The organism is Bacillus sp. JJ1521, from assembly GCF_036965165.1.
Taxonomy (GTDB): Bacteria; Bacillota; Bacilli; order Bacillales; family Bacillaceae_L; genus Ferdinandcohnia.
On the sequence record NZ_JBALOX010000131.1, the window covers coordinates 1 to 3,986 of the forward strand.

1 protein-coding gene is annotated in these 3,986 nt (G+C 33.7%); it reads right to left on the bottom strand.

From position 1 onward, the window contains the following. Positions 1 to 675: 675 nt before the first annotated feature. Positions 676 to 2,589, bottom strand: coding sequence for a PhoX family protein (locus V7147_RS17270; protein ID WP_335369074.1), 1,914 nt, complete (start codon positions 2,587 to 2,589; stop codon positions 676 to 678). Positions 2,590 to 3,986: the final 1,397 nt, after the last annotated feature.

The following is a 3,986-nucleotide window of genomic DNA, read 5'->3' on the forward strand; positions in this document are numbered from 1 at the left end:
CACTACTTTTGTACTATGAAATGAAATTATACGCCTATCCTTGATTGAATGATTACTCTAACAATTAAATTTAAAACATTTGGTTAGATCTGCATGCTAGTAAAAAAATAAACGTTAATCCTTTTTTTGGATTAACGCAATATAAACCAAGTTCATATAACTTCTGTTCTAAGAACTCCAATTTTATCCAACTTTAAATAAGCTAGAGCGGCTGCTTTCCCCTTTTTAAATTAAAAATAACCTAAGAGCTTTTTCTAAGCTCTTAGGTTATTGCAATTTGATTTTACCGAGATCAACATAACTAAAACGTTTACTCTTATCCATTTACTTTACCAACAAGCGGGTATCAGATTCAAAAGACAAAATCCCACTTTATATACAACTTTTTTGCCTCTATTTATGATACGGTTCACTTCACCTATTTAACCAGCAGTTTATTTACAAAAATATACAATCTGGAAACTAATAAAAAAACAGTGCCTGCTACTCACCGAATAATGTCAATGAATTCGACAAAAAGCGGGTGGTGACAGGCACTTATATCTAAGTGAATTTGTATATTATTTTCCATTTTTATCAGCTTTTTTCTGCGGCATGTATTTTTCATTAATATACAATTTCTTTACTTAATTAGCTTCTGTTTTATCAATAATTGATGTTGAAGAATTAGTTACCTTATTTATTTTTTGGCATTTTTGTTACAGATGGCATACCAGAGATATAACCGATACCGCCTGTTTTATTAATACCAATTTGTTCGTCAATAGCTTTAAGTAGTTCTTCTTTATTAACAGCTGTAATTGACTTACCATTTACTTCATCACCAGGATGTTGGAAATTACTGAAAATATATGAGAATCCATTGCGGTCATCAGCAGCAAATAATCCAGTTGCTTCCGCTCCTGCTGGAACAGATAAAATACGATCTAATTCTTTCGTATCAACATTATAAGCCCAAACGAAGTTATTTGTGTGAGCACCACTATCTTCACCAATAAAGAGTGTTCTCATTGCTTCGGAGTAACTTAAGTTATCTGGACTAGCTACTTTATCTACATTTGCTGTGTTTCCATATGCATCAGCTGCAGGAAGGTCTTCCCCTACTACCAATCCAGACATGGATGGTGCTACATACGAGCTATTAATAGCATTTCCATTGCTATCTTTTTGGCCGCCACGCAAGTCTAATTGATAGGTTACACCAGCTTTAATTTTTGGTAGTTGAATATGGTCTGCTGGATCTTTTCCTGTTGAATCTTTTTCCATTGACTTACTTTGATCGGAAATTGCAATATATACTTTTTTATCCTTTTCGTTTAGTGCGATACCTTCCATTTTGTTAAATTCTGTAGTCGCACCAAGCATAGCAGCGTAACGGCGAGTTTCAAGGAAGGCTGCTGCTTTTTCTTTGCCAGGTTTAAGTTTTAGGTACTCAACTTTTCCTTCATTTGAGTAGGTTTTAATAGCTGTAAAACCTTCTTTAGGAGCATCTGAAGTTTCAAAAATATCATTGAATGTAATGCCGCTATCAATAATATCTTTCACTTCTTTATCCGTTGCATGTCCTAAATTAATCCATTGTAAATCTCCTGAACCACCGTTTTCAGTACCTGTTTGTTTAAATGTTGCTGCATAGAGTGTACCTGATGATAAATCTTTTTCCTTGTCAGCTACATACATAAACATTCCTGTATTGCCACCATCATCACCGTAGAAAACAGTTTTGTTATCAGGCATTACTTTAGCTAACTCATGTGAGAAACGTCCTGTACTGTAATGTTTTACAACAGATGTTTTACCATTCTTACCTACTGTAATTTCAGGAGTGTAGCCATAGAAATAAGGATTAGCCTTTGTTTTATCTCCGAAATAGAATTGAGCGAATGTTTCAACTTGACTTCTTACTTTCGAAGTTGGGTTTAAGAAGAGACGTGCATCTGGTTCGTACTCTTCAGAACCTAAATGTGTATTCCATGGTGATAATGATCCGTTACATGGAATCCAAAGTCCATTTACAGCTGAAAAATCAATTTTTTCTACATTTACAGGTTTAAGTTCACCTGTTTTTTTGTCCTGCTCCAATTCAGTTAAAGACATAGATGCTGGAACTAAACCATATGCTGATTTACCAGCAGCATCAATAGTTTGATATTCATAGTGTGTAACCATATAAAGTTTTCCGTTAATAGGCATTAATAAGCTGTTTGAATCCGGAGCATCAGAGACAAAGTATTCTCCGTTTGTGCCACTAGGATCCTTAATTGGATTTCCATTTACATCAATGGGTGTACCCGCAGGAATTTTTTCATTTTTAACTGTTGCTACCTTATCTTCTGATTTAAATAGGTAGTTGTAAGTCAGTGGAAATGTTTTTACTTTTCCATTGATATATTTCACATCAACTGTTGCATTTGTATATGTTTTTACCATTTCATCAATAGTAGCAGGTGCTTCCATACCATTAAATCTAACAGATTCTATTTTATTGTTATTCTGAGAAGCCGCAAATGCCGGTGTTACGGCTGGAATAGTAATAGCTAAAGCAAGTGCTAAAGTAGCCCCTTTTTTTACAAGTTTCTTATTAATCATTAATAATTCCTCCTAATAGATTAATAGCTTACTGTTCAATTAAACCAGATAATTGTAAATGGAATATTAACTCTTTGTATGTTTTTTATTAATCCAAGCAGAAATTTTATTACATTAATGTAGGTTATTGGTATAATGCACGAACTCTTCTTCATAAAAATTATGCCAATAGTACTTAATGGGTTACGATTGGGTGTCCAGGTTGTACTTCGAATCTGGTATATTGCGTAGAAATATCGCTGGTTTGGTACGGAACGATGAGAATGTACTTTCATTATAGGCAAGCATATCTTTTTTGGGAACAGTACCGATCAGGAAGGCAGCTAGAGAGTTTATGGGGGCATTTTATCTATCTTAGGAGGAATTGGTTATATAGGTATTGCTGTAAATAGATTTCATCACAAAGGGAGTACATCATAACACTAGCAATGTTTCCCTCGAAATGTGCACAGTATTAATAATTTTCAAATAAATAGGTAGTTACAGCTCAGTCTAAATTGAATTGTATCTACCTTTTTTTATTTTGCTATTACATTGAAATTTTAATTAAAACTGCTTCATTTTATGATACGGTTCATCATAATGTATCAAAATGAGTTTTTAATTTTTCCTATTTGGTGAATAGAATATTATATTTGGTATTCCTATTCAACCTTGTGCCTAAAAATTACGTTGTATTTTTCATCATCTATTCTTTGATTAGCAGCAATTTGACTCATACATGCTATATTTCTCGTAACTTGATCATATGTTGTATTAGTTATCCTACCACCTCTAAAGTTAACCTTCGTATTTATATATAGTTATATAATCTTACGCAATTTTTTTTTGGAGATTTTCTCATACTCTACTGAATCCTCAATAGGATTCTCATCTGGTAAGATGACTTAAAAGTTACTACATTTTCGTCCAGTTTTGTAATCTATGTATTAATGGTCTGATGTTCCTGAATTGGAAACCTGTTTGCTCTTCACCTGCATTCTACGTTTTAGTATTATTAGTAGCAGGTGGTTTGTGCTATTCCTCTGGTACCATATTTTATATATTAGACGAGGATTTAAAATTCACATGCTTTATTGCATCTAGTTTTAGATTAATACACTACATAAGCAATAAGCAAAGGACCCATTCCCCAATTACCGAGCAGGAGTGGGTTCGAATTATTATTAACCTGCTCCGTTTGTTCAAGAAGGAATCCAACAATAAAGGCGGTTAATCCTGCTGGATTAACGAACCCGTTAGCCATCCATGAAGCGCAAAATCAGCGCTTCACCACAGAGAATGAAATTGGTTAGGATGTGTCAATACTGATACTGACCTTAATCCAGTCAACCAATCCATAGCAATGATTTGCAGCTCTCTCAATTTTTTTTAACACAGTATTGTCTTTTTTCGAG